Here is a 24018-nt window from a genome sequence, read left to right on the forward strand (position 1 = left end):
TCAGCTCGTGAAGATGAAGTACTTCCACGCCCCGCGCGTCGTCGTGTTCACGCTGTCGCCGGACGCCCCGTCGACATACGACGAGCGGAGGCGGAAGCGGTAGCCGACGTCGTGGGTGCCGCCCAGTTCCACGCGGGAGACGCCGGACGCGTCCAGCGGGAAGTACCGGGAGCCGCCGTCGTACCAGGTGCCCTGGTAGTAGACCTGGATCTGCATCTGCTGCTCGCGGCCCGGGTACGCCGTCATCGCCGTCGTGAACAGCGGGTTCGTGTTCTTGTGGAAGTAGGCGTACGTCTGGCCGTACACCTTCTTGTTCTTGTACTGGCGGCCGACCGACGTCGACACCTTGACCCGGGTGTAGACCGTGCTCGCGACCGACTTGGGCGCGTAGCGCGCGTCGCCCGTGAAGCGGGCCGTGAGGCGGGTGTCGCGGGTGAGCTTGTACGTGACCGCGAAGTCGCCGTTCCTGTTCACCGTGCCGGACTTGACCAGTTTGTTCGGCTTGTCGGTGCCGTACGGGTCGGCCCAGATCTCGACCTTGCGGTTCTTGTAGGTCGCGCCGAGGTGGGCGGTGAACTTGACGCTCTGCCCGTAGCCGTAGGTCTTCTTGTTGTTGGTCAGCCGGAGCGTCGCCGCCGCGCGCGAGACGTCGACCGAGGCCGAACCGCTGCCCGCCACATGGTCCGCGTCGCCCGCGTACGACAGCTTGTACGTCACCTTGCCGCCGACCGGCGGGCTGTTGGTGAAGGAGAACGTGCCGTTCGCCGCGAGGGTCGCCGTGCCGATGTTCCGGCCCTTGGGGTTCTCCAGGTCCGTGCGGAGGATCGGGAGCTTGGTGCCGGCGGGCAGCGCCACCTTGGAGGTGACCTTGCCCTTGACCGTGAGCTTCTTCGCGCGCGGGGCCTTGGCGGGGGCGGTGACGGAGACGGTGGTGACGGCCTTGGCCGCGTTGTTCAGGATGCGCAGCTCGTACACGCCCTGGCTGCTCGTCGTGACCGCGAACAGCCGGGACTTGTCGGGTGCCCAGGCGAGGCTCGCCGCGTCGAGGACGGCTGCGCTGCCGTCGCCGGCCGGGAAGTCGTACTCCCGGACCGAGGTCGTGCCGCGCGGCTTGAAGACGTAGATGTCCGGGCCGTTGTACTGCTGCTCGGCGCCCGCCGCGACCGTGCCGTCGGGAGCGACCGCGACCGCGTTGCCGTAGTCCCGGGTCGGGTACCGGCCGTCCGCCGTCAGGTCGGAGGTCTTGTACGCCGCGTGGTACGAGGGCGACCAGGCGGCTACGACGACGTCCTTGCCGTCCGGTGTGACGGCGAGGTCCCGCAGCAGGCTGCCCTCGACCCTCGCGCGGGCGGTGGCGCTCGCGGTGCCCGACGAGACGTCGTACACGCCGAGTTGGTTCGTGCCGCCGTACGGCAGACCCGCGACGAGCGTGCCCGAACCGGGTGCCGCGTCCAGGACGGGGGCGGCGGTCCAAGGGTGTGCCGCGTCGGCGTCCAGCGTGACCTGGTGGTCGGCGCCGGTGAGGTCGACCGAGCCGATGTCGCCGTGTCCGCTGTCGTCGCTGTTGCCGTCGGTGCCGTACCCGAACCACAATTTGCCGCCGGCGAGGGCCACATAGCGCGGGTCCACGTTCCCCGTCGCGTACCGTGCCGACTCGGTCGCCGTGGCGGTGTCGACGGCGACGATCGCGTCGCCGGTGCCGTCCGCGCCGCCGGGAACCGCCGCGTACACGGTGCCCGAGTCGGCCGACAGCTCCAGGCCCCGGACGCCGGGCAGATCGGTCAACTGCCGGACGCCGTTGCCCTGGTAGTCCGTGACGACGATCTTGCCGGTGTCCGGGTCGCTGACGAAGACCCGCTGATGGACACCGTCGACGACGATGTCACCGACCGAGAAGACGCCCAGATCCCGCTGGTCGTCCGCCATGGCCGTACCCGCCGCGCCGGTCGTGAGCGCGACGGAGCCGAAAGTGAGCGCGACCGCGAGCGCGGTCGGCAGAGTGCGTCTGTGTGCGGTGATTTCGAACCCCCCGGTACGAAAGTGCCCCGCGGTGGGGCCAGTTGGAAAACTCTATGTGACGCCACTGACGGCAGGTTCACAGGAGGTTAACGGGGCGGGTGTGGCCGCCGCCTTTCCCTTGAATTGACCTGGACATGGTCTGTCATGGCTTGTTCTTGGTTCCTAGATGGCCCTGCGGGCCGCCACGATCTACGCGTGTAGTCCCCGCAGTTCCCGCAGTCGCCCAGCCACCCAGGAGTGCTGAATGCCCGTCAATCCGCTGAACCGCCGGGAGTTCGTGAAGAAGTCGGCCGTGACCGGTGCGGTCGTCGCCGTCGCGGGGACGGCGGCGGCGACCCCGGCCGAGGCCGCCGACCGGCACCGGCCGAAGCCGAAGCCCAAGCCCAAGACCTGGTCGTTCTCCATCCTGGGCACGACCGACCTGCACAGCCACGTCTTCAACTGGGACTACTACACCAACGCGGCCCCGGTGGACTCCAAGGGCAACACGTACGGCATCGCCCGTATCGCCACCCTGGTCAAGAACCTGCGCGCGCAGAAGGGCGAGGGCCGGGTGCTCCTCGTCGACGCGGGCGACATCATCCAGGGCACGTCCCTCGCGTCGTACTACGCGAGCGTCGACCCGATCACGGGCAAGAACGGCAAGCGCGGCCCGAAGCACCCCATGGCGATCGCCATGAACGAGATGCGCTACGACGCCGCCGCCCTCGGCAACCACGAGTTCAACTACGGCATCGAGGTCGTCCGCACCTTCGAGAAGCAGTGCCACTTCCCGCTCCTCGGCGCCAACGCGCTGGACGCGAAGACGCTCAAGCCGGCCTTCGAGCCCTACACCGTCAAGCACATCAAGGTGCCCGGGGCGCCCGACATCAAGGTCGGCATCCTCGGCCTCACCAACCCGGGCATCGCCCTGTGGGACAAGGACAACGTCTCCGGGAAGATGACCTTCACCGGTCTGGTCGAGCAGGCGAAGAAGTACGTGCCCCGGCTGCGCGCCCTGGGCTGTGACGTCGTCTTCCTCACCGACCACTCGGGCCTGGACGGCTCGACGTCGTGGGGCGACGAACTCCCGTACGTGGAGAACGCGTCGAACCTGGTCGCCCAGCAGGTCCCCGGCATCGACGCGATCCTGGTCGGCCACACCCACGTCGACGTCCCCACCTACACGGTGAAGAACGAGGAGACCGGCGAGGACGTCCTCCTGTCCGAGCCGTACTGCTACGGCTACCGCCTGTCCGTCTTCGACTTCGAGCTTGAACTGGTGCGCGGCTGCTGGAAGATCACGAGCAAGACGGCGACCACGCTCAACAGCAACACGGTCGCGGAGGACAAGCGGATCACCGAACTCCTCACCGCCGACCACGAGTTGGTCGTCAAGTACGTCAACACGGCGATCGGTACGTGTACGGAGGCCATGTCGACGGCGGAGGCCTGCTGGAAGGACGTCCCCGCGATCGACTTCATCCACGAGGTCCAGATGGACGCGGTGAAGTCCGGCCTGTCCACGGCGGACGCCGCGCTCCCGCTGATCTCGGTGGCCGCGTGCTTCAGCCGTACGGCCACCATCCCGGCGGGCGACGTGACGATCCGTGACGTGGCGGGTCTCTACATCTACGAGAACACGCTGTACGGCAAGAAGCTCACCGGCGCCCAGCTCAAGGACTACCTGGAGTTCGCGGCGAAGTACTACCACCAGGTGCCGGCCGGCACGAAGGTCGACACCGCGACCCTCACCAACGCCAACAGCTTCTGGGACTACATGTACGACACGGCGGCCGGCGTCGACTACGAGATCGACATCGCGGCGGCCGAGGGCTCCCGCATCAAGAACCTGACCTACAACGGCACGGCGGTCGCCGACGACCAGGTCTTCGTCGTCGCGGTCAACAACTACCGCGCCAACGGCGGCAGCGGCTACCCGCACATCGCCGCCGCGGAGACGGCGTACAGCTCCACGAACCAGGTCCGCGACCTGATGATCGCGTACGCCACGGCCAAGGGCTCGGTCGACCCGACGACGTTCGCGGCGGTCAACTGGAAGCTGACGCAGGCGGGTACGGCGGTCTTCTAGTGCCGCATCAAGCAACGTTGGCCCTGTTGTGATGTGACGCGCCGTCCGGATGCTGTGCCGGGCGGCGCGTGTCCGACACCCTGTCCGAGTGGCAGAGCGAGTACGTGTCCGAGAGATCGACGATGACGAGGGGCGGCGGCTTCTGCGGATCATCCGCAGGGGGACCGGGTCGGTGGTGACCTGGCGCCGGGCCCAGATGGTCCTGCTGTCCGCGCAGGGCATGCCGGCAGCGAAGATCGCCGAGGTGTCGTTCACCAGCGACGACCGGGTCCGCGATGTGATCCACAACTTCAACACCGACGGCTTCGACTCGCTCTACCCGAAGTACAAAGGCGGCCGCCCCAAGACGTTCACGCTGCCCGAGCGCCGTGAGATCAAGAAGATTGCCAAGTCCAGGCCCACCGAGCACGACCTGCCGTTCTCGACCTGGAGCCTGGCCAAACTGGCGGACTTCCTGGTCGCCGAGGGGGTGGTCGACGACATCAGCCACGAGGGCCTGCGCATCCTGCTCCGCGAGGAAGGCGTCTCCTTTCAACGCCTGAAAACCTGGAAGACCTCCCGCGACCCCGACTACGCGGCCAAGAAGGCCCGCGTCGAGCACCTCTACGCCATCGCCGACGGCGAGGTCACACCCGAGGACGGCGAACCCGATGTCGTCTTCTGCATGGACGAGTTCGGTCCGCTCAACCTGATGCCGCACCCCGGACGGCAATGGGCCGAACGCGGCGGCAGGCACAAAGACCCCGCCCGCGAACCGCGCCGCAGACGCCGGGCCACCTACAACCGTTACGGCGGAGTCCGGCACCTGTTCGCCGCCCTGGACCTGGCCAAGGACAAGCTCTACGGCCACATCAAGCCGGTCAAGAGGCGCACGCAGTTCCTGGAGTTCTGCCGCTACCTGCGCACTCTCTACCCGCCGGACACCCGCATCGCGATCATCTGCGACAACTTCTCCCCGCACCTGACCACGAAACGCTGCCGGCGGGTCGGCACCTGGGCCGCGGACAACAACGTCGAGATCGCCTACACCCCGACGAACTCCTCCTGGCTGAACCGGATCGAGGCCCAGTTCACCGCCCTGCGGTACTTCACCCTCGACGGCACCGACCACGCCACCCACAAGGAACAAGGCAGCATGATCCGCCGCTACATCATCTGGCGAAACCGCCATGCCGACGACCGGCGCCTACGCGCGGTCGTCGACAGGGCCAACGTTGCTTGATGCAGCACTAGACTCCGGACCCACACGTGAGGAGCACGGATGTCCATGGCAGTCCTGGGGCGGGCCGAGGCCCGCACCGCCCTGGTCCTGGAGTCCGTGCTCACCACGGCGGCGGTGATGTGGTGGTCGTTCCTGCTCCGGCCCTGGCGCGACGACCCTTACGCGCGGCCCGAGTTGACGCTGGTCCTCGTGCTCGCGGCGTCCCTGGCGGTGACGTGGACGTGGTCGCTCCGGGGCGGCCGGCCGAACACCGCGCGCCTGGGCCTGATCGCCGTACGCGGGGTCGCGGTGCTGACCGTGTCCCTGTGGGTCTTCTACGGCCGTTAGGCCCCTGGTCCCCTGGTCCCCTGGTCCCCTGGTCCCCGGGTTCATACGCGGTGCGGTACGGCTCCGTCCTGCCGGAGGTAGAGGTCGCGGAGCAGGGAGATCTCGGCGCCGTGATGGATCAGCTCCCTGTTGACGTGCAGGACCCTGTTCTCCAGGGGATACGGCTCGGGACCCACCGCGGGCGGATTCTCCAGGTCGGCGTCCGAGAGCGCGCGGACCCCCGCGTTCCATCTCCCGTACATCTCGTCGAACTGTTTCAGCGCCTCGTCGGCGGTCCCCGCGTAGGCGAATGTCCCGGAGTCGAAGTCCTGGCCGCCGAAGTACCATCCGACCCGATAGCCCAGGCAGTCGACGACGATGTGCGCCAGCCGCCAGGCGATCGTGGTCACCGGCGCCGGTGACGGCACCAGGTCGGGGGGCGCGGAGTCCATCGTCCACTCCCCGGAACCTTCCGACATCGGTGCGGCCGAGGTGCCACGGGGGCGGATGCTCCAGCAGTCGCGCACCGGCTCCCAGAAGTACTCCGCGTCGGTGAGACCGTCCAGCCGCGGCCGCAGGTTGGTGCGCCAGTACCAGTCCAACTGGTCCGCGAGCTGCTCGCTTCTTGTCATTTCCGCACACTACATAGATCGGCCTATCGCCCCACGAGGAAGGCGGCCCACGCTTCGCCGGAGACGGTGAGGTGCGGGCCGTCGGGGTTCTTGGAGTCGCGGATGTGGAGGGAGTGGGGGCAGGGGGCTATCTCGACGCAGTCCCCGCCGCCGCCGTCGCTGTACGAGGACTTGCGCCAGTCGAAGGCGACTTCGACGCAGTCGCCGCCACCGCTGTCGCTGTAGCTGGACTTGAACCACCGCAGGACGCGGGTGTCGCTCATCTTTCTTCTCCTGCCAACCGCTCGATGAGGCTCAAGGAATCGTCGGGGCTCAGAGCCTGTGCGCGGATCTTCGCATAGCGGTGCGTCAGTTGAGACACCTCCGGCGGATCACTGATCAGGATGCCCTGGTCCTCGATCTCCATGTAGACGACGTGCTCGTGGTCCTTGGTCACCACGAGCTTCATGGCGCCACGATCGCCAGCGTACGTTCCGCGCAGTCCACGATCCATCGGCAGCACCTGAACACACACATTGTCCCGCCGCGCGTCCTCGGCGAGCGAGCGCAACTGCTCCCGCTGCACCTCCCAACTCCCGAACGGCCGCCGCAGTACGCCCTCTTCGAGGATCAGCTCGATCATCGGGGCCGGGTCCCGGTCGAAGAGTTTCCTGCGGGCCAGCCGCGCCTCGACGAGTTCTTCCCGCTTCTGCTCGGACACCGGCGGATAGCCGCCGCCGATCAACGCCCGTGCGTAGGCCTCGGTTTGAAACAAGCCGTCGACGACGAGCGTCGCGTACGAGGAGAGTGTGACGGCCCCCGCCTCGATCTCCGCGAACCCACGGAACCGGGTCGGGTACTTCTCCAACAGCATCCACTTGCGCGCCTCTTCGAAGACTCCGAGCCCGCCTCCGACCTGCTCCTCCAACTTGGCGAGCATCTTGTCGCTCGCGGGCTGCGCGCAGGTTTCCATCGCGCTGATGGCGGACCCGGTGTAACCCGTCAGCTTGCCCAACTCCACCTGCGTGAGCCCCTGTTGCTCACGCAGTGCTTTCGCGAGAAGGGCGACGAGTCGCGCCACGCCACTCGCCTCCTCCTTGTTCTCCGCCCGCGCCATCGCGGTCACCCCCGAACTCAACCGAACTCAACCGGTCAACAGCGCCCCGCATTCGTATCCAACCGTTGCCGATGGTCGACGCAGAGTTATGGAAGACGGTAGTTGTGACGGTCGAGACTTTCCGTATGGATACGCAAAGTGACCTGAAATGGATCCCCGCGACCGGCATCCAACTCCGCAAGGCAGGGGTCCAGTTCGACGCGGTACGGGTGGACGGCGACGAGGGCAGAGACCTCGCGGACAGGCTCGCGCGCATGACGGGAGGGGCGCCGGGCCCGGTCGTGGAGGAGGCGACGGGCAACAGGGCGGTCTACTTCCTGGTCCCGGTCGGCAGCACGTCCCACCGCCCCTGGCCACCCGGAGTGACCCGCCTCACCGCCGGCCCGAACCACATGTCGTACATCCCGGTCCCGGCCCTCAACGGCCAGACCTGGCCCCTGACTTGGCGCTACCGCCCGACGGCACCGGACCACTTCGTCCACACGCTGCTGCTACGGACCGCCCTTCACCCTCAAGAGTGAAGAACGCCAACTCCGGTCCAGGGAAAGCCGGTTACGGCTTGCGTTCGTCGCTTTGCGTGCGCATAGAGTCACGCCAACGAAAACGCCCCCGCGGTGTGCCAACACCCGGGGGCCCGACACCTGGAGCCACAACTCCCGATGCGTATCCATCGTACGACGCCCACGCGCGCCTTTTCAGTCTTCTCCAACGCTCTTCTCCGTGACCGGAGCATCTCCTGGTGCGCGGTAGGCGTACTGACGTACCTCTTGAGCCTCCCGAGCGAGGCCCGTGTCACCATCCGCACGCTCGCCGATCAGCGCAAGGAGGGGCGGTCGCGGATCGCCGCCGCCCTGCATGAGCTGGAGGATTCGCGGTATCTGAGGCGCGTGGTGCACAAGAACCCGGAGAGCGGCCAACTCTTCACCGTGTACGAGGTTTTCGACACTCCGTACGAGGACGGGCCGCCTGCGGGTGAAGACGAAAAAGTCGAGAACCTGGCCTCCGGTGAGTCGGCCCTCGCGCCGTCGGGCGCTCTCCCTTCGGGAGAAAGAACCAGGGAACAAGAACCTCCCTCCCCGCCGCCCCAGGCCGAGTTGAGCGAGCGCACGGCGCTCGCCGCGCAACTGCTCGGCTCGTTGGGGCGGACCGAGCCCCGGCTCACGCTCGGTGCCGCCGATGCCGCGCGGCTCGCGCCGCTGGTCGAGGAGTGGTGGGACCGGGGTGCGACAAGTGCTCAGGTGCGTGCCGCCCTGACGGGCGGGCTGCCGCGCCGGATGTACTCGCCCGGCGCCATCGTCGAGAACCGTCTCCGCCGGAAATGCCCGGCGGCTCCCGCGACCTCGCCGGTCACCACCGTCCGGGTCGAGCCGCGCAAGCCCGGCGCCTCCGGCTACCGCGAGGCCGCGCAGCGGGGCGGCGCGCTGGCCCGCGCGCTGTTGCAGGGGCGGGCCGCGCTCGCTTAACCGCTCACAGACTCCCGGCCGCACGTCCGTGCAGTGCCGGGTCCTTCGAAAGGAACGGAGCGTTGATGACCGTCACACTCGTACGCTCGGAGAAGGTATACCGCCGGTATACTTTGCTCATGGCTGACACCACGATCAAGGTCGACCCAGCTGTCCGCGACCGTCTTCAGGAGCTTGCTCGGGAGCGCGGGATCACCATGCGGGACCTAGTGGCCGAGCTGGCCGGGGCCACGCCCACCAAGGAAGAGCTGCGCGAGCGGTACGAGGAGACCAGGGCGTACGTCGAGGAGCACTTCCTCGGTCGGCCTTACACGGAAGAGGACGAGAAGGCCGGCGAGGAGCTGTGGGCCGATCTCGAAGCCGGGCGCATCGGGGAGGTCCAGTGACGGGGGAGGAGCGGTACCCACTGCCTCGTGCCGTCGTCTTCGACGACACCGCCGCGCTGGCCCTCGGCGCGGGGAACGTCATGGCCTCCCGGCTCGTCGTCGAGGCCGAGAAGGATCCCGCCCTGCGCGTCTACATCCCGGCGCTCAGTCTCGCCGTCGCCGAGCGGGAGCGGGCCGGGGTCGCCGAACACGTCGGCGCGTTGCCGTCCGTGGCCATCGAGGGGCTCGACTTCGCGGCGGCTGCGGCCGTGGGCAAGCGGCTGCGGGTCGCCGGTGACGGTGAAGGCGAAGGCGACAAGGGTGAGGCCGGCTGGAGCGGCGCCCATGTGTTGCGCCTCGCTCTGCCCACCGTCGAGTGGCCGCGCGGCCGACCCGTCCTGACCAGGACACCCAACCGGTATCGCGGTACCGGCATCCGCACGATCCGGATCGTCGAGCAGAGCTGACCGCAAAGGGGGCGTCCTCGCCGGGACGCCCCCTTTGTCCGGGCATATCCTGAAGTCATCCATTCGTCCACCCGTGCACGCCGACCAGAAGAAGGTGACTGCGATGCGCATGATGCTGAAAGCGTCCATGGACACCGAGAAGGGGAACGAGGCCATCCGGAACGGGACTCTCGGGAAGCTGATGGAGGAGTCCATGGAGCAGATCAAGCCCGAGGCGGCCTACTTCACCGCCGACGGCGGCAAGCGCACCGCGTTCCTGTTCTTCGACCTGAAGGACCCCTCCGACATTCCGTCGATCAGCGAGCCGTTCTTCCTCAACCTGGGTGCCGAGCTGACCTACACCCCGGTGATGAACGCGGAGGACGTCGCGAGCGGTCTCTCCAAGATCCGCTAGGCCGTCATTCCCGCGGTGTCCCCTGGATCTTGGCGAGGGTCAGGACACCGCCGCCGATGCCCCATCCCGCGTCGGCGACCTCTTCCACCAGGACGAGCGTGGTGGCGCGGGCGCCGTCGCCGAAGATCTCGGCGTACAGGTCCGTGGTGCGCGTGATGATCTGTTCCTTCTGCTCGGGGGTGAGGGCGCCGGCGGGGACCTTGAAGTTCGCGAAAGGCATGGTGTTCTTCTCATTCCTTGTACGGGGTGGGCAGGGGGCAACCATCCGTCTCCGGCGGCCGCCCGGCCAGGGCTGAACCCACCCAGGGGTTGGCAGCCCCTGGCTCCGACCCCGCCGGAGAGGAGACGATGAGCGGGTGAACCTTCCCGAGCTCGCGGCGTTCCTCAGGTCCCGGCGTGACCGGGTCCGGCCGGCCGATGTCGGGCTGCCCGTCGGGCCCCGGCGCCGGGTGCCCGGACTGCGGCGCGAGGAGGTCGCGCAACTGGCGGGGCTGTCGGCCGACTACTACACCGAGCTGGAGCGCGGACGCGGCGCCCAGCCCTCGGCCCAGACCCTGGCCGCCCTCGCCCGGGCGCTGCGGCTCGGTGGCGACCAGCGCGACCACCTGTTCCACCTCGCCGACCGACCGTTGCCCGAATCGGCACGGGGCACGGGCGCGCGGCACGTACAGCCCGCCCTGCTCGGGCTGCTGGACCGGCTGGCCACCACCCCGGCCCAGGTCATCACCGACCTGCACGAGACCCTCGTACAGAATGAACTGGCCGCCGCCCTGCTCGGGCGGGCGCCGGAAGCGCGCGGTCCGGCGGGCGGGTTCGCGTACCGGTGGTTCACCGATCCGGCCGCCCGCGCGGTCTACCCGCCCGAGGACCATCCGCACCACTCACGGGTCTTCGTCGCCGATCTGCACGCGGTCGCCGCCCGCCGGAGCAACGACGGCGAGGTCGCCGGGATGACGGCGGCACTGCGGCGGCGCAGCGCGGAGTTCGCCGCCCTGTGGGACACCCACGAGGTCGGTCTGCGCCGCGCCGATCACAAGCGCATCGTGCATCCCGCGCTGGGCGTCATCGAGCTGGACTGCCACAGTCTGTTCAGCGAGGACGGCCGCCAGCGCCTGCTGTGGTTCACGGCCCCGCCCGGTACCGAGGGTGCCGCCCAGCTCGAACTGCTCGGCGTCATCGGCACACAGGACATGGCGGCGACCGAGAACACCTCCCGCACCACCGGCTGAAACGCTAGCTGAACACGATCATCGAGCCCTGGGCCAGGCTGCGCGTCGCCGCCGCGTGCAGCCCGAGCCAGACGTGGCGTTCGCGGGCGAACGGGCTGGGGTCGTACGGCGCGGGCACGGCCGGCTCCTCCAGCTCCGTGGGCGCGGCGGGGGGCTGCGGCGGAGTGGGCGGGTTCGCCGGGTCGATGCCGATCGTCGGGGCCACGAACTCCAGCTCCCGCAGAAGGGTCTGGGACGAGCCCAACGGGCCGCCGCCGGCGAGGAGTTCGTCGTTCGCGAGCGGGTGCGGGAAGTCGACCGGGACGTAGGCGCCCGCGTGGTCGTAGTGCCAGACCAGGTGGGACTGCTGGGCGGTGGTCTCGAACATCTCCAGGAGCTGTTCGTAGTCGCCGCCCAGGTCGTCCACCGGGGTCACCGGGAGCCCGCAGACCTGGAGGAGGTAGGCCCGGCGCAGGAAGTGCAGCGCGTCGTAGTCGAAGCCCGCGACCGGGGCGACCTCGCCGGACAGTCCCGGCATGTACTGGTACACCGGCACCGGAGGGAGCCCGGCCTCGGCCAACAGCGAGTTGTAAAGCGCGAGTTCGTCGGCGAAGGGATTGTCGGGGGTGTGGCACAACACGTCGACGAGCGGGACCAGCCACAGGTCACAGGCCAAAAGAGGGCTCCTCGGTTACTCGCTGCGCAGCGTGGATCTCGCATGGTGGTCAGGCAAGAGTAGGGGGAAGAGTAGTCGGTGCGGCCCGGGTCAGCTCCCCTCGTGCAGGTCCCATACCCACACGCCGTCCACCCACTTACCGGGTTTGCCCACCAGCTTTTCCACAGCGGTGCGGAGCTTGTCGTCGTTGGGCTGTGGAGCGACCACCAGGGCGCCGGCGTGCCAGAACGCGAAGTCGGTCCTGGCCTGCGCCCGCCAGTTCTTGCCGATGGTGGGGATGACGCCGGTGTAGCGCACGTCCCGCAGCATGTTGGAGGTGTAGCGGGGCGGGGAGCCGTAGATGCCGATGCGGTCGTCGCCGTAGGGGCCGTTGAAGTAGCCGCCCGGCATCTTGAAGCCGAGGCCGGACGCCGTCTGCCAGTGCAGGGGTTCCGCCGCGCCGGGGTCGGCGAGCGGGACCGGGACGATCGATTCGCCGGCGCGGACGTACGACTTGTAGGTGCCGTCCGTGAAGAAGGCCGGTACCGCCGCCCGGTCGACCGCCTTGAGCGGCGCCGGGATGATCGGCATCAGGGCCATGCACACGGCGAGCAGGCCCACGTACTGCGTGCCGATCCGCCGTGTCGCCGCCAGCCGCTCGACCGCGAGGGCGACCAGCATGCCCAGCGCGGGGGCGCAGATCATCGCCACCCGGCCCTCGATCACCGACTCGAAGAGCGGCTTGTGGGCGAGCAGGGCCCAGGGGCCGGGGTAGACCGTGTCCGTGAGCGGGATGCGGATCTTGGGGCCCATGGAGAGGACCGCCGCCGCGACCGCCGTGAACGCGAGCGCCTTGACGAGCGCCTGTTCCCACAGTCGTACGACGATCGCGAGGGTGAGGAGGACGAGCGGCCAGCCGTAGAAGGCGTTCTGTTCGGTGGGGTTGAGGGAGAGCGAGTTGGCCCGCACCTCGTTGCCCGCCATCAGGGAGCGTTCGGCGAAGGAGAGCAGGGCGAGGGGGCTGTTGCCCGCGTTGTCGCCGTGCAGGACGCTCTTGTAGCTCTGCGGACCCGCGAACTGGTACCAGAGGGGGATCAGGATGATCGGCGCGCAGACCGCCGCCGCGATGCCCAGGCCCTTGAGGAGCGGGCGCCAGGCGGTCTTCACGACCTCCCTGTTGAGGACTCCGTAGGACGCGGCGAACAGGAGCATGCCGATGGAGGCCAGGAGGAGGGGTTCCTCGCCGAGGAAGATCTGGTAGGCCGCCATGACGCCGAGCACGATGCCGTCGCGGACGACCCGGGTGCCCGCGCACAGGCGCAGGGCGCGGTCGATGATCAGCGGGATCATGAAGAGGATGACGAAGTTGGGGTGCGCGTTGGCGTGGCTGACCATCGGCGGGGCGAAGGCCGCGAGCGAGGCGCCGACGAAGGCCGCGGCCCGTTGCCGTACGACGCGCTTCACGATCAGCCAGTACCAGGCGGCGGCCGTGGCCGCGAGGCCCAGCGCCATGCAGACGCTGAGGGAGACCGCAGGTCCGGCCATCAGGGTGAGCGGTGTGAAGGGCACCGACAGGCCCAGCATGACCGTGTTGGCCATGAGGTTCACGCCGTCGGGGAAGCCCTGGAGGTTCGAGAAGAACGGGTTGTGGAAGTGGGCGACGTTGTCGGCCGTGACCGCGAAGAACCACTCCCACTGGTTCTGGTCCTGGAGCGAGTCCTCCAGGTAGCGGTGGCCCGGGTCGAAGAAGCGGCCCGAGTAGAGGCCGATCGACATCAGGAGGAAGAGGACGGTGACCAGGACGTCGACCGGGCGCAGGGAGCGGGCGCGCAGGCGGGCGAGTTCGGTGAGGACGCGGGCGTAGTCCAGGGGCCGTACCTTCGAGCCGGACTGGTGGGCCCAGCGGACCGGGACCTCGGCGACCTCCCAGTCCGCGCGGCGGAAGTGCTGGAGGACCTCCACGTCGATGCCCCAGCCGTTGATGCGGGAGGCGGCGAAGGCCTCGCGGGCGCGGTCGCCCTCGAAGAGCTTGAAGCCGCACTGGGTGTCGCGTATGCCGGGCACCGCGGCCCGGCGTATGAGGAAGTTGCCCGCGCGGCCCAGGAGTTCACGGACCGGATGCTGGTGGCTCTCGATCGTCGCGCCCGGCGCGGCCCGCGAGCCGATCGCCGCCGAGCGGCCCTCGCCCAGCTCCTTGTCGAGTTTCTCCAACTCCTCTATGGGCGCGGCCAGATCGGCGTCCGTGACCAGCACCCGGTGCCCGCGCGAGGCGGCCACCCCGAGGCGCAGGGCGTTGCCCTTGCCCCGGTTGCGGGGGCTGGTGACCAACTGCACGCGCGGATCGGCGCGCGAGGTGACGACCTCGCGGGTCCCGTCGTCGGAGCCGTCGTCGGCGACGATGATCTCCCAGCCGCCGAAGCGGCCCTCGTTGTCGCCCAGATACGTGGTGATCGCGTCGAGTGTCGGCCCGAGCCGCTGTTCCTCGTTGTACGCGGGCACGACGACACTGAGGTCAACGGCGACACTGTCCACGGCCGGAGCGGCCCTTTCCGGTCCGGTCACCGGGCGGCCAGCCGCTCGATGAGGGCGAGGGAGTGCTTGTTGTACGCCAGGACGATCGAGCGCGCGGTCGGGGTGTCGCGGCGCGCCAGGGCGTCGACCAGTTCGGTGTGCTCGGACCACAACTGCCCGCGCAGATCGGTCAGTCGGCGCAGATGCTGCACCGTGCACACCCAGGACTGGACGCGCAGCCGGTGCAGGAAGTCACCGAGGTAGGGGTTGCCGAACATGGCGCTCAGCTCGCGCCAGTAGCGCAGGTCGTAGCCGATCAGCACGCTGAGGTCACCGGCGTCGGCGGCGCGCTGCGCCTCCTCGCCGCGGCGGCGCACCCCGGCGAGCGCGGCGACCGTCCGCGGGTCGTCGGTGCGGTCGAAGACGGGGTGGCCCTCGATGAGGGCGAGGAACATGCCTTCGGTGACCAGGGAGCGGGCTTCGATCATGCCGCGGTGGTCGGTCACCGAGTACTCGTGGACGCGGAAGCCGCGGTGCTGGTCGGCTTCCAGGAGGCCTTGCGCGGAGAGATCGACGAGCGCTTCCCGGACCGGGGTCGCGGAGACGCCGTACTGCTCGGCGATCTCCTTCACCGTGAACTCCTGCCCGGGTTGGAGCCGGCCGGCCAGGACCTCGTCGCGAAGCGCGTCGGCGATCTGCTGCCGCAGGGTGCTGCGGGTCACGGCGCCGCTGCCGCTGCTTCCGGGCATCGTCGGAGCGTCTCCCTCGTCGCGTTCGATGGCGTACTCGTATATGTCTACGAGCACGCCACCTTACGCGTTCGGGTTCCCGCCCTGCCCGAATGCGGGCACCAGCGGAACGGACCCGCCCATTCCGGGTGTTACGAGGTGTATTCGTCGGCCACGGACAGGGCCGAGTCGAGTGCGGCGAGGCCTTCCTTCAGTTCGGCCTCGGTCACATTCAGCGGCGGCACGACGTGCGTGCGGTTCATGTTGACGAACGGCCACAGCCCCTGCTTCTTGGCGGCGGCCCCGAACGCGCCCATCGCTGCGTTCGCCTCACCGGCCGCGTTGTACGGCACCAGCGGCTCGCGCGTCTCCCGGTCCTTCACCAGGTCCAGCGCCCAGAACATGCCGACCCCGCGCACCTCGCCGACGCTCGGGTGCCGCTCGGCCAGCGCCCGCAGCGCGGGCTCGACGACGGTCGTACCGAGGTGCTTCGCGTTCTCCACGACGCCCTCCTCGGCCATGACGTTGATCGTCGCGACGGCCGCGGCACAGGCCAGCGGGTGCCCGGAGTACGTCAGTCCGCCCGGGTAGGGCCGCTTGCCGAAGGTGTCCGCGATGGCGCCGGAGATGGCGACCCCGCCGAGCGGCACATAGCCGGAGTTGACACCCTTGGCGAAGGTCATCAGGTCCGGTACGACGTCGAACAGATCGGCCGCGAACCACTCACCGGTCCGCCCGAACCCGGCCATCACCTCGTCGAGGACGAAGACGATCCCGTACTTGTCGCAGATCTCCCGGACCCCGGCGAGATAACCGGGCGGCGGCACCATGATCCCGGCCGTGCCCGGCACGGTCTCCAGGACGATCGCGGCGATCGTGCCCGGCCCCTCGAAGGCGATCGTCGTCTCCAGGTGCTCGAGCGCCCGCTCGCACTCCTGCTCCTCGGTCTCCGCGTAGAAACGGGACCGGTACAGGAAGGGCGCCCAGAAGTGCACGACCCCGGCGGAGGCGCTGTCGCTGGCCCAACGCCTCGGATCCCCGGTGAGGTTGATCGCCTGCTGCGTACCGCCGTGGTACGAGCGGTAGGCGGAGAGCACCTTCGGCCGCCCGGTGTGCAGCCGGGCCATGCGCGTCGCGTGCTCAATGGCGTCGGCGCCGCCGTTGGTGAAGAAGATTTTGTCCAGGTCCCCGGGCGTGCGCTCGGCGATCAGCCGGGCCGCCTCCGAGCGGGCCTCGATCGCGAACGCGGGCGCGAAGGTCGTCATCGTCGCGGCCTGCTCCTGGATCGCGGCGACGACCTTCGGGTGCTGGTAGCCGATGTTGGTGTAGACGAGCCCGCTGGTGAAGTCCAGGTAGCGATTGCCGTCGTAGTCCCAGAAGTACGACCCCTCCGCGCCGGCCACGGCGAGCGGGTCGATGAGTTCCTGCGCGGACCAGGAGTGGAACACATGCGCACGGTCCGCGGCCTTCACGGCGGCGCCGGCCTGGGGGTTGGGCTGAGGGGTCATGCGGGTGAGCGTAAATGTCCGCGATGCGGAAAAGGAATCGGCGTCCTGTCTGCGGTCGCCGGGTTTCCGCGACAGGTTGTCCAGAGAAGCTGGGGGTGAAACTAACCGCTGTCCACCCCCGTGACCGGTTAGGAGTGACCCCAGCCTGTGGAGAGGTGGGCCGGTCTCCCGTTACGGAACCGTAGACACCACGCCGTCCGTCTCGTCGATTCCCCGCACTATTCTCGGTCTGTCGCGGAGCACGGGGGTGCGACAGGGGTGTGACCGGGGAATTCAGGGGAGGCGGCGCGGTCGTGGAGAAACTGGGGGCGGCCGATCCGCAGCGGATCGGCGCGTACCGGCTGCTGGCCCGGCTCGGGACCGGGGGCATGGGGCACGTGTATCTGGCCCGGTCGGACCGGGGACGCACGGTCGCCGTGAAGCTGGTGCGGGAGGAGCTGGCCGCGCAGGAGGAGTTCCGGGCGCGCTTCCGGCAGGAGGTGCAGGCCGCGCGCCGGGTCGGCGGACACTGGACGGCGCCCGTGCTGGACGCGGACACCGAGGCCGAGGTGCCGTGGGTGGCCACCGGGTATGTCGCCGGACCGAGCCTGCAGCAGGTCGTCGGCCGGGACCACGGGGCACTGCCCGAGCGGTCGGTACGGATCCTCGCGGCCGGTCTCGCGCACGCGCTCCAGGACATCCACGCCGCCGGCATCGTCCACCGCGACCTCAAGCCGTCCAACGTGCTGGTGACCATCGACGGCCCCCGCGTCATCGACTTCGGCATAGCGCGGGCCCTGGAGGCACAGGCCGGCGACGGGCTCACCCGGACCGGTTCGCTGGTCGGCTCGCCCGGTTTCATGGCGCCGGAACAGGTGCGGGGCGACCGCATCACCCCGGCGTGCGACGTCTTCTGCCTCGGTTCCGTCCTCGCCTACGCCGCGACCGGCACCCTTCCCTTCGGCGCCGCGAACAGCGGTGTCCACGCCCTGATGTTCCGCATCGCCCAGGAGGAACCCGACCTGTCGGGCGTCCCCGAGGGCATCGCCGACCTAGTCCGCGACTGCCTCCGCAAGGACCCGGCCACCCGCCCGACCCTCAACCGCATCCTCGACCGCACCGGCGCCGAGGACACCGTCTCCGGCGGCCGCTCCCGCGACCCGTGGCTACCGGGCGCGCTGGTCGCCCAACTCGGCCGCCACGCGGTGCGGTTGCTGGACACGGAGGACCCGGAGACGAGGGAACTGGAGCGGGTGAATCCGGCGACGGCCGGTCCGGGAACGGCCGGTCCGGAGGCAGGGAGCGCGCAGGCGCAGGGCCCGGGGGTGGAGGGTTCCGAGGCGGAAGGCGCGAGGGGCAGGGAGGTCGCGGAGGCGGAAGGTGCCGCCGTGGTTCAGGGGGCCACACCTGAGCCCGCCACTGCGCCCATGCCCGCTCTTCCTCCTACGCCTGCTCTTCCTCCCATGCCCGCGCTTCCCCCTGGCTTCGCTCCCGTCCAGGGCTCCGCTCCTACCCAAGGCCCTGCTCCCGCCCAAGGTCCCGCTCCGGCTCAAGGTTCCGTCCCCGTTCAAGGCCCCGCTCCGGCCCACGGTTCCGCTCCCGTCCAGGGTCCCGCTCCGGCCCAAGGCCCCGCCCCCGCCCACGATTCCGCCCCCGCCCCCGCGGAGAAGCCCGACCTGTTCGGCAAGACACCCGTCGCCCGCACACCCGCCGCCCTCGCCGAAGCCTCCCCCGAGCACGCCCCCGCCTCCGACGACTCCTCCCCGGCACCACCCGCACCGGCGGCCGGTGCCGCGCCGGACGGCCACTTCCCGACGGTGGTCGAGGAGCAGCCCGGAGCACCCCGCACCCCGCCCACCCCGCACCCGGCCTACGGCTACCCGCAGCAGCACCCCCAGCCCACCGCCGACTACGGCCACCCGCAACAGCCCGTCCAGCCCGCCGCCGACTATCCGCAACTGCCCGCCCGGCAGCTCGTCGGCTGGGGCGGCCAGGTCCCGTACAACCCGTACCCCCACAACCCCGGCCTCGGCGCCACCCCGCCCTACGGTCCGGGTCCCCACCCGGAGCCCCAGGCACCGCGCCGCAACGGCCGGTCCACCGCACTCCTCGTCGCCGTCGCGCTCGTCGTCGCGCTGGGCGCCGGCGGCTCGGTGTACGCGCTGATGAAGGGCGGCGACGACGACGGCCGTAAGGCGAGCGGTTCGGGCGGCGGGGCCACCAGCGCCGCGCCCACGACCCCGGGTCCGACCACCGGGGAACCGTCGCCGACGAACTCGCCGTCCCCCTCCGCCACTTCGACCGGCGACGGCGCCGTACCGAGCGGCTATCTCGGCACCTGGAACGCGTCCATCGACAACGCCACCGGCCACAACACCCGTCAACTCACCATCCGGCAGGGCAAGGTGGGGTCCCCGGTGCTGACCCTGGTCGCGGACGGCCCCGGCTACCACTGCGAGTTCACCGCCGACCTCGCCCAAGCACCGGGCGGCGAGAGCCCGTTGGCGATCGGCGCCTCCACCGTCACCTCCGGGAAGCCGCTGTCGTCCTGCAACCCGGGCTCCGCCACCGAGATCACCCTGCTGTCGGACACCACGCTGGAGCGCGTGAGCACCAGCAACGGGGAGAAGCTGACGTACACCAAGGCCGGCTGATCGTTGGGCTGAACTCCCTTCACCGCAGGGCCAGTTGAACGTCACCCGAACTTCGGCCAGGACCCCCTGCGTGTTTTCCGGTGCCGCCCGTACGGTGACCCCACGATCCGACTGGGGAGCGGGGGCCCGCAGTGGAGTGGCTGAGCGCGGAGAACGTCGTCGCCCTGGGTACCGCGCTGCTCGGTATCGTCGCGTCCGGCGTGATGGTCTGGTACGAACGCCGGGTGCCGCGCCGCAAGCGCATCGGCTACCGCGTGCAGATGGACAACCCCATCGGCGACGACGTCCGTTCGGGCCGCGCCAACCGCCGCCTCGGCCTCTTCGACGAGGCCCCCGGCATGTCCGACGCCACCCTCGTCCTGCTGCGCATCGAGAACGACGGCTCGCAGAGCATCGCCGACAACGACTACACCGGGCGCGAACTCCACGGCCTCACCGCGCTGTTCACCGACCGCACGATCCGCGGTGTCTCGGTCACCCAGCCGGTTGGCACCGACCATCTGATGGACCACTTCACCCCGGCGGCCGGCCTCGGCTACGACGGCAACACCCTGCGCATCCCGCGCGTCCCGCTCAACCGCGGCGACCACTTCAAACTGCTGGTGCTGCTCTCCGGCGGCGACGTCGGCTGCCCGATACGGCTCATCGGCGGCATCCGCGACGGCGAGGTCCACCCCAACCGCAGCGCGACCCCGGACGAGACGCTGCCCCTGTTCAGCCGCGCCTCCCGGCTGATCACCATCATGCTCACGGTGTGCGTGGTGACCCTGGCGGCGATCGTCGTGGTCCGCGACGACAACCCGCCCCCGATCGGCTGCGCCCACGGCACCCTCACCGTCACCGGTTCGACCGCCTTCGCGCCGGTGGTGGAGGAGGTCGCGAAGAAGTACGAGCAGGACTGCGAGGGCGCGCGGATCGTCGTCGACCCGCACGGATCGACCGCGGGCGTACGGGAGTTGGAGGCCACCGGGCTCGCGTCGACGAAGGGCTCACCGGCCGTAGTAGCCCTGTCGGACGGCCCCAAGCCGAGCGACATGCCGCGGTTGCGCGAGAACCGGATCGCGATGTCGGTGTTCGCGATCGTCGTCAACGACGGCATCCGGCTGAAGAACCTGTCCACCGCGGACGTACGACGCCTGTACCGGGGCGAGATCACCAACTGGCGGCAGCTCGGGGGACCGGACCTCGCCGTGCATCTGGTCAGCCGGGACGCCAACTCCGGGACGCGGCAGGTGTTCCAGCGCCGGGTGCTGAAGCGCGGCGAGATCGCCAACTCCTCTGTTGACTGCGTTCACAAGGACGACCCGACCGCACCCGTCATCCGCTGTGAACTCGACTCCACGGACCAGGTGTTGACCGAGGTCGCCGAACTCAAGGGCGCGATCGGCTACAGCGAACTCACCCTCGCCTCCGGCGCCAAGGGCCTGCACACCCTCGAACTGGACGGCCACCCGCCCTCCGTGGACGCCATCGAGCACGGGACGAGCGCGTATCCGTACCGCGAGATCGAGTACGCCTACACCTACGGCCGGCCGCCGGCCGACTCCCTCGCGTCGAGCTTCCTGACCTACCTCTCGCGGGGCAACGGCCAGGACGTGATCCGGACCCACGGCCACATCCCGTGCTGGACACCGGAGGGCCTGAAGCTCTGCGCCTAGCCCGGCGGCCCACCTCACCTCACCGGGGCTCCGGCGGCCGCTGCCGGGGCATGTTCGGCCGGCTGCCGCCCGGTCCCCCCGGCGGCATCGGGAACCTGCCCTGCACGACGGTCCCCTCCTGCCGCCCGCCGGGAACCAGCGCCGACTGGATGCCCAGCGGCCCCGCCCCGGTCCGGAACTCCACCATCCAGTCGGCCGTCTCCACCCGCACCAGTTCCGTCACGTCCTCCGAGAAGCGCCGCAGCACCCCCAGACACCGGTCCGCGGCCTCGCTCGCCGTGCCCTCCGCCGGGCCCAGGAACTCCCGGACGCCCTCCGCCGCCCAGTCGAACTGGAGCACCTGGAGCCGCCGCTGCACGGCCTGTGCCGTGGCCACGTCCCGCATCCACCCGGACGTCATCCCGAAGAACCGGTCCCCGGCCAGACACGCCGCCCCCAGCAGCAGGGCCAGATAGCCCCAGTCGGCCAGCCCGCCCACCGCCCCGGCCAGGTCCAGCAGCGGCAGCGCGGCCCCCGCCAGCGCGCCCAGCGCCGCGCCCGCGCGCAGCGCCCGCGCCCCGCGCCGCTTCCACACCCGGTCCGTGAGATACCGGTCCGCCGTCTCCAGCGCCCCGCGCTCGACCCACCGGTACAGCTCGTCCAGCCGGGCCGTCGGCTCGCCCCAGTCCCCGAGCGGAAACGTCCGACCGGCCACATCGCCGCCTTCGGGCTGAATCTCCGGCTGACCCACCCGGCACTCCCTTACGTCGTGTGACACCTGATGCTGATGTGCCGGATCCTTCCTACCGCCCAATGGGTGGCGAAGGATCTGGTTTCACCTCTTTTCCGCCCGGAAGTGGGTCTTGATCAGGTATAGGACACGGTGAAGACTCACTCGAAAGAGTGCTGAAGCGATGACTGCCCGGAGCACGTAGGCTCGTGCCGAGCGGGAGAAACCTCGCCCGTAAAGCCGTACGAAACCAGGAGCTGATCGTGATTCCCGGTGGTGGCCAGCCCAATATGCAGCAGTTGCTCCAGCAGGCCCAGAAGATGCAGCAGGACCTGGCGAACGCGCAGGAGGAGCTGGCGCGGACCGAGGTCGACGGACAGGCGGGCGGCGGGCTGGTGAAGGCCACCGTGACCGGCGCCGGCGAGCTGCGCGCACTGAAGATCGACCCGAAGGCGGTCGACCCGGACGACACCGAGACCCTCGCGGATCTGATCGTCGCGGCGGTCCAGGCGGCCAACGAGAACGCGCAGACCCTCCAGCAGCAGAAGCTCGGCCCGCTCGCGCAGGGCCTGGGCGGCGGCAGCGGTATCCCGGGTCTGCCTTTCTAAGACGGCCCGCGGCCAACTACGGTACGTACGTACCGCCCACACCGCACGACTCCAGGAAGGGCAGGCAGTCCGTTGTACGAAGGCGTGGTCCAGGACCTCATCGACGAGTTGGGGCGGCTCCCCGGCGTCGGTCCCAAGAGCGCGCAGCGGATCGCCTTCCACATCCTGCAGGCGGAGCCGACGGACGTCCGCCGGCTCGCGCAGTGCCTGATGGAGGTCAAGGCGAAGGTCCGCTTCTGCGCGACCTGCGGAAACGTTGCGCAGGAAGAGCTGTGCGGCATCTGCCGCGACCCGCGCCGCGACCTCTCGGTGATCTGCGTGGTCGAGGAACCCAAGGACGTCGTAGCGGTCGAACGCACTCGCGAATTCCGGGGCAAGTACCACGTCCTCGGCGGCGCGATCAGCCCGATCGAAGGTGTCGGACCGGACGACCTGCGTATACGAGAACTTCTTGCGCGGTTGGCCGACGGTACGGTCACGGAACTGATCATTGCCACGGACCCGAATCTGGAAGGCGAGGCCACGGCCACGTACCTCGCCCGCATGATCAAGCCCATGGGCCTCAAGGTCACCCGCCTGGCCAGCGGCCTCCCGGTGGGCGGCGACCTGGAATACGCGGACGAGGTGACCCTCGGCCGCGCCTTCGAGGGGAGACGACTCCTAGATGTCTGACGCCACGCTGCATGCCACCGATCCGGACCCGGACGACTTCGCGGTCCAGATCGCGGACCAGGTTGAGAGTTTCCTGGTGGCCGTGTTCGAGGTCGCGAAGGGCGAGGACCCCGACTCGGCGGTCCCCTTCCTCCTCCTGGAGGTGTCCCAACTCCTCCTGGCGGGCGGCCGGTTGGGCGCGCACGAGGACATCCTCCCGGACGAGCGCTACGAGCCCGACCTGGGCCCGGAGCCGGACGTGGACGAGATCCGCGAGCGCTTCGCGGTGATGCTGGAGCCGATCGACGTGTACTCGGAGGTCTTCGACCCCTACGATCCGCGCACGGCCCCGGTACCGGCCCGCATCTCCGACGACCTTGCCGACATCATCACCGACCTCCGCCACGGCATGGCCCACTACCGCGCCGGCCGCACCACGGAGGCCCTGTGGTGGTGGCAGTTCTCCTACTTCTCCAACTGGGGCTCCACCGCCTCGGCCGCCCTGCGCGCCCTCCAGTCCCTGGTCGCCCACGTCCGCCTCAACCAGCCCCTCCCGGAACTGGACGGCCTGGACACGGACGTGAGCATGGGCGACGAGACGCTGGAGTTCGAGGCGGGCCGGGTGATGGCGGAGGAGATCGGCGAGCCGCTGGGGATCAGGCCGGTGAAGTAGTCAACTAGCGGTCTTTTTCCACAGGTTGTGGGGTGCGGCGAGTACGCTGCGCCCCACAACGCGTGTACGGGGACTGGGGGGACGCCCGATGGCCGATGAGGTATGGATGGGGTTGGCCGAGGCGATCGGGGCGATCCGCGCAGAGCTTCAGCAGGCGGCGCGGGACGGAGCGGGGCAGGAGATCCAGTTCCGGACGGGGCCGGTGGAGATCGAGTTCGCCGTGGACATGAAGAAGGACGGGGAGGCACGGGCGAAGGTCTTGGTGCTCCCGTTCGGCGCGGAGGCGAAGGCCTCGCGATCGAAGGGCACGACGAGCCGAGTCAAGCTCACACTCCAGCCGGTCGATGCCGAGGGCGCGGATCGGCGTATCGCGGACGACTCGGGGGAACGCCCCAAGTAACGGGGAGCACGGGGGTGTTGGCCTGTGGCTGTGGACGTGCG

25 protein-coding genes are annotated in these 24018 nt (G+C 69.7%); 15 read left to right on the top strand and 10 right to left on the bottom strand.

Annotated features, from left to right (window positions below):
• Complete coding sequence (locus OG223_RS28820; RefSeq protein ID WP_329254679.1) at positions 1 to 1926, bottom strand: Ig-like domain repeat protein; 1926 nt, start codon at positions 1924 to 1926, stop codon at positions 1 to 3.
• A gap of 337 nt (positions 1927 to 2263) precedes the next feature.
• On the opposite strand from OG223_RS28820, the gene OG223_RS28825 reads away from it, so the two are divergent.
• From OG223_RS28825 to OG223_RS28835, 3 genes are all read left to right on the top strand, one after another.
• Complete coding sequence (locus OG223_RS28825) at positions 2264 to 4090, top strand: bifunctional metallophosphatase/5'-nucleotidase (protein ID WP_329254681.1); 1827 nt, start codon at positions 2264 to 2266, stop codon at positions 4088 to 4090.
• 88 nt (positions 4091 to 4178) lie between these two features.
• Positions 4179 to 5312: an IS630 family transposase gene (locus tag OG223_RS28830; protein WP_329247221.1), complete on the top strand. Its 1134-nt coding sequence runs from the start codon at positions 4179 to 4181 to the stop codon at positions 5310 to 5312.
• A gap of 39 nt (positions 5313 to 5351) precedes the next feature.
• Positions 5352 to 5639: a hypothetical protein gene (locus tag OG223_RS28835; RefSeq protein ID WP_329254684.1), complete on the top strand. Its 288-nt coding sequence runs from the start codon at positions 5352 to 5354 to the stop codon at positions 5637 to 5639.
• Between the two features lie 41 nt (positions 5640 to 5680).
• On the opposite strand, the gene OG223_RS28840 is transcribed toward OG223_RS28835, so the two are convergent.
• From OG223_RS28840 to OG223_RS28850, 3 genes are read right to left on the bottom strand one after another with little or no spacing between them, the layout of a single operon-like run.
• A complete protein-coding gene (locus OG223_RS28840) occupies positions 5681 to 6250 on the bottom strand; it encodes a DinB family protein (protein ID WP_329254687.1) in 570 nt (189 codons plus the stop codon).
• Between the two features lie 23 nt (positions 6251 to 6273).
• Positions 6274 to 6513 (bottom strand): DUF397 domain-containing protein, encoded by a 240-nt coding sequence (locus tag OG223_RS28845; RefSeq protein WP_329254690.1) that lies wholly within the window; start codon positions 6511 to 6513, stop codon positions 6274 to 6276.
• On the bottom strand, positions 6510 to 7346 hold the full coding sequence (locus OG223_RS28850; RefSeq protein ID WP_329265530.1) for a helix-turn-helix domain-containing protein: 837 nt from the start codon (positions 7344 to 7346) through the stop codon (positions 6510 to 6512). The genes OG223_RS28845 and OG223_RS28850 overlap by 4 nt, the downstream gene beginning before the upstream one ends.
• Positions 7347 to 7471: 125 nt before the next feature.
• Here OG223_RS28850 and OG223_RS28855 point away from each other — a divergent pair, with 125 nt between their 5' ends.
• From OG223_RS28855 to OG223_RS28875, 5 genes are all read left to right on the top strand, one after another.
• Entirely contained in the window at positions 7472 to 7867 is a 396-nt protein-coding gene (locus OG223_RS28855) for a hypothetical protein (protein ID WP_329254694.1), read from the top strand.
• A gap of 246 nt (positions 7868 to 8113) precedes the next feature.
• Entirely contained in the window at positions 8114 to 8809 is a 696-nt protein-coding gene (locus OG223_RS28860; RefSeq protein ID WP_329254697.1) for a hypothetical protein, read from the top strand.
• Between the two features lie 119 nt (positions 8810 to 8928).
• On the top strand, positions 8929 to 9195 hold the full coding sequence (locus OG223_RS28865; protein WP_329254700.1) for a hypothetical protein: 267 nt from the start codon (positions 8929 to 8931) through the stop codon (positions 9193 to 9195).
• Positions 9192 to 9641 (top strand): hypothetical protein, encoded by a 450-nt coding sequence (locus OG223_RS28870; RefSeq protein ID WP_329254703.1) that lies wholly within the window; start codon positions 9192 to 9194, stop codon positions 9639 to 9641. The genes OG223_RS28865 and OG223_RS28870 overlap by 4 nt, the downstream gene beginning before the upstream one ends.
• A gap of 103 nt (positions 9642 to 9744) precedes the next feature.
• Positions 9745 to 10035 (top strand): hypothetical protein, encoded by a 291-nt coding sequence (locus tag OG223_RS28875; RefSeq protein ID WP_329254705.1) that lies wholly within the window; start codon positions 9745 to 9747, stop codon positions 10033 to 10035.
• Between the two features lie 4 nt (positions 10036 to 10039).
• Here OG223_RS28875 and OG223_RS28880 read toward each other — a convergent pair whose 3' ends face one another.
• A complete protein-coding gene (locus OG223_RS28880; RefSeq protein WP_329254707.1) occupies positions 10040 to 10255 on the bottom strand; it encodes a tautomerase family protein in 216 nt (71 codons plus the stop codon).
• 136 nt (positions 10256 to 10391) lie between these two features.
• Between OG223_RS28880 and OG223_RS28885 the strand changes: the two genes are divergently transcribed.
• Positions 10392 to 11264: a helix-turn-helix transcriptional regulator gene (locus tag OG223_RS28885; protein WP_329254710.1), complete on the top strand. Its 873-nt coding sequence runs from the start codon at positions 10392 to 10394 to the stop codon at positions 11262 to 11264.
• Between the two features lie 4 nt (positions 11265 to 11268).
• Here OG223_RS28885 and OG223_RS28890 read toward each other — a convergent pair whose 3' ends face one another.
• The 4 genes from OG223_RS28890 to OG223_RS28905 all read right to left on the bottom strand — a co-directional run bounded on the left by OG223_RS28890 (position 11269) and on the right by OG223_RS28905 (position 16645).
• Positions 11269 to 11919: a hypothetical protein gene (locus OG223_RS28890; RefSeq protein ID WP_329254713.1), complete on the bottom strand. Its 651-nt coding sequence runs from the start codon at positions 11917 to 11919 to the stop codon at positions 11269 to 11271.
• A gap of 90 nt (positions 11920 to 12009) precedes the next feature.
• Positions 12010 to 14430: a dolichyl-phosphate beta-glucosyltransferase gene (locus OG223_RS28895; RefSeq protein ID WP_329254716.1), complete on the bottom strand. Its 2421-nt coding sequence runs from the start codon at positions 14428 to 14430 to the stop codon at positions 12010 to 12012.
• Positions 14431 to 14456: 26 nt separating this feature from the next.
• Entirely contained in the window at positions 14457 to 15158 is a 702-nt protein-coding gene (locus OG223_RS28900) for a GntR family transcriptional regulator (protein WP_329265532.1), read from the bottom strand.
• 131 nt (positions 15159 to 15289) lie between these two features.
• Entirely contained in the window at positions 15290 to 16645 is a 1356-nt protein-coding gene (locus OG223_RS28905; RefSeq protein WP_329254719.1) for an aspartate aminotransferase family protein, read from the bottom strand.
• Positions 16646 to 16938: 293 nt separating this feature from the next.
• Here OG223_RS28905 and OG223_RS28910 point away from each other — a divergent pair, with 293 nt between their 5' ends.
• The gene (locus OG223_RS28910; protein ID WP_329265534.1) at positions 16939 to 19278 is read left to right on the top strand and encodes a protein kinase domain-containing protein; all 2340 of its coding nucleotides are present in this window, start codon (positions 16939 to 16941) and stop codon (positions 19276 to 19278) included.
• A 131-nt stretch (positions 19279 to 19409) separates the two neighbouring features.
• Positions 19410 to 20936, top strand: a complete 1527-nt coding sequence (locus OG223_RS28915) for a substrate-binding domain-containing protein (protein WP_329254722.1) — start codon at positions 19410 to 19412, stop codon at positions 20934 to 20936.
• Between the two features lie 19 nt (positions 20937 to 20955).
• On the opposite strand, the gene OG223_RS28920 is transcribed toward OG223_RS28915, so the two are convergent.
• Positions 20956 to 21666: an SLATT domain-containing protein gene (locus OG223_RS28920; RefSeq protein ID WP_329254725.1), complete on the bottom strand. Its 711-nt coding sequence runs from the start codon at positions 21664 to 21666 to the stop codon at positions 20956 to 20958.
• 242 nt (positions 21667 to 21908) lie between these two features.
• On the opposite strand from OG223_RS28920, the gene OG223_RS28925 reads away from it, so the two are divergent.
• From OG223_RS28925 to OG223_RS28940, 4 genes are all read left to right on the top strand, one after another.
• Positions 21909 to 22253 (top strand): YbaB/EbfC family nucleoid-associated protein, encoded by a 345-nt coding sequence (locus tag OG223_RS28925; RefSeq protein ID WP_026178802.1) that lies wholly within the window; start codon positions 21909 to 21911, stop codon positions 22251 to 22253.
• Between the two features lie 72 nt (positions 22254 to 22325).
• A complete protein-coding gene (recR, locus tag OG223_RS28930; protein ID WP_329254729.1) occupies positions 22326 to 22925 on the top strand; it encodes a recombination mediator RecR in 600 nt (199 codons plus the stop codon).
• Positions 22918 to 23577, top strand: coding sequence for a DUF5063 domain-containing protein (locus OG223_RS28935; RefSeq protein WP_329254732.1), 660 nt, complete (start codon positions 22918 to 22920; stop codon positions 23575 to 23577). Before recR ends, OG223_RS28935 begins: the two co-directional genes overlap by 8 nt.
• Positions 23578 to 23665: 88 nt before the next feature.
• Positions 23666 to 23977: a trypco2 family protein gene (locus OG223_RS28940; protein ID WP_329254735.1), complete on the top strand. Its 312-nt coding sequence runs from the start codon at positions 23666 to 23668 to the stop codon at positions 23975 to 23977.
• The last annotated feature ends 41 nt before the right edge of the window (positions 23978 to 24018 follow it).

The organism is Streptomyces sp. NBC_01478 (assembly GCF_036227225.1).
GTDB lineage: Bacteria > Actinomycetota > Actinomycetes > Streptomycetales > Streptomycetaceae > Streptomyces.

Excerpts from the sequence above, each read along its gene's own strand:
- OG223_RS28820 (WP_329254679.1), bottom strand. The coding sequence starts at position 1,926 with ATGGCGGACGACCAGCGGGATCTGGGCGTCTTCTCGGTCGGTGACATC.
- OG223_RS28825 (WP_329254681.1), top strand. The coding sequence starts at position 2,264 with ATGCCCGTCAATCCGCTGAACCGCCGGGAGTTCGTGAAGAAGTCGGCC.
- OG223_RS28835 (WP_329254684.1), top strand. The coding sequence starts at position 5,352 with ATGTCCATGGCAGTCCTGGGGCGGGCCGAGGCCCGCACCGCCCTGGTC.
- OG223_RS28840 (WP_329254687.1), bottom strand. The coding sequence starts at position 6,250 with ATGACAAGAAGCGAGCAGCTCGCGGACCAGTTGGACTGGTACTGGCGC.
- OG223_RS28845 (WP_329254690.1), bottom strand. The coding sequence starts at position 6,513 with ATGAGCGACACCCGCGTCCTGCGGTGGTTCAAGTCCAGCTACAGCGAC.
- OG223_RS28850 (WP_329265530.1), bottom strand. The coding sequence starts at position 7,346 with ATGGCGCGGGCGGAGAACAAGGAGGAGGCGAGTGGCGTGGCGCGACTC.
- OG223_RS28855 (WP_329254694.1), top strand. The coding sequence starts at position 7,472 with ATGGATACGCAAAGTGACCTGAAATGGATCCCCGCGACCGGCATCCAA.
- OG223_RS28865 (WP_329254700.1), top strand. The coding sequence starts at position 8,929 with ATGGCTGACACCACGATCAAGGTCGACCCAGCTGTCCGCGACCGTCTT.
- OG223_RS28875 (WP_329254705.1), top strand. The coding sequence starts at position 9,745 with ATGCGCATGATGCTGAAAGCGTCCATGGACACCGAGAAGGGGAACGAG.
- OG223_RS28880 (WP_329254707.1), bottom strand. The coding sequence starts at position 10,255 with ATGCCTTTCGCGAACTTCAAGGTCCCCGCCGGCGCCCTCACCCCCGAG.
- OG223_RS28900 (WP_329265532.1), bottom strand. The coding sequence starts at position 15,158 with ATGCCCGGAAGCAGCGGCAGCGGCGCCGTGACCCGCAGCACCCTGCGG.
- OG223_RS28905 (WP_329254719.1), bottom strand. The coding sequence starts at position 16,645 with ATGACCCCTCAGCCCAACCCCCAGGCCGGCGCCGCCGTGAAGGCCGCG.
- OG223_RS28935 (WP_329254732.1), top strand. The coding sequence starts at position 22,918 with ATGTCTGACGCCACGCTGCATGCCACCGATCCGGACCCGGACGACTTC.
- OG223_RS28940 (WP_329254735.1), top strand. The coding sequence starts at position 23,666 with ATGGCCGATGAGGTATGGATGGGGTTGGCCGAGGCGATCGGGGCGATC.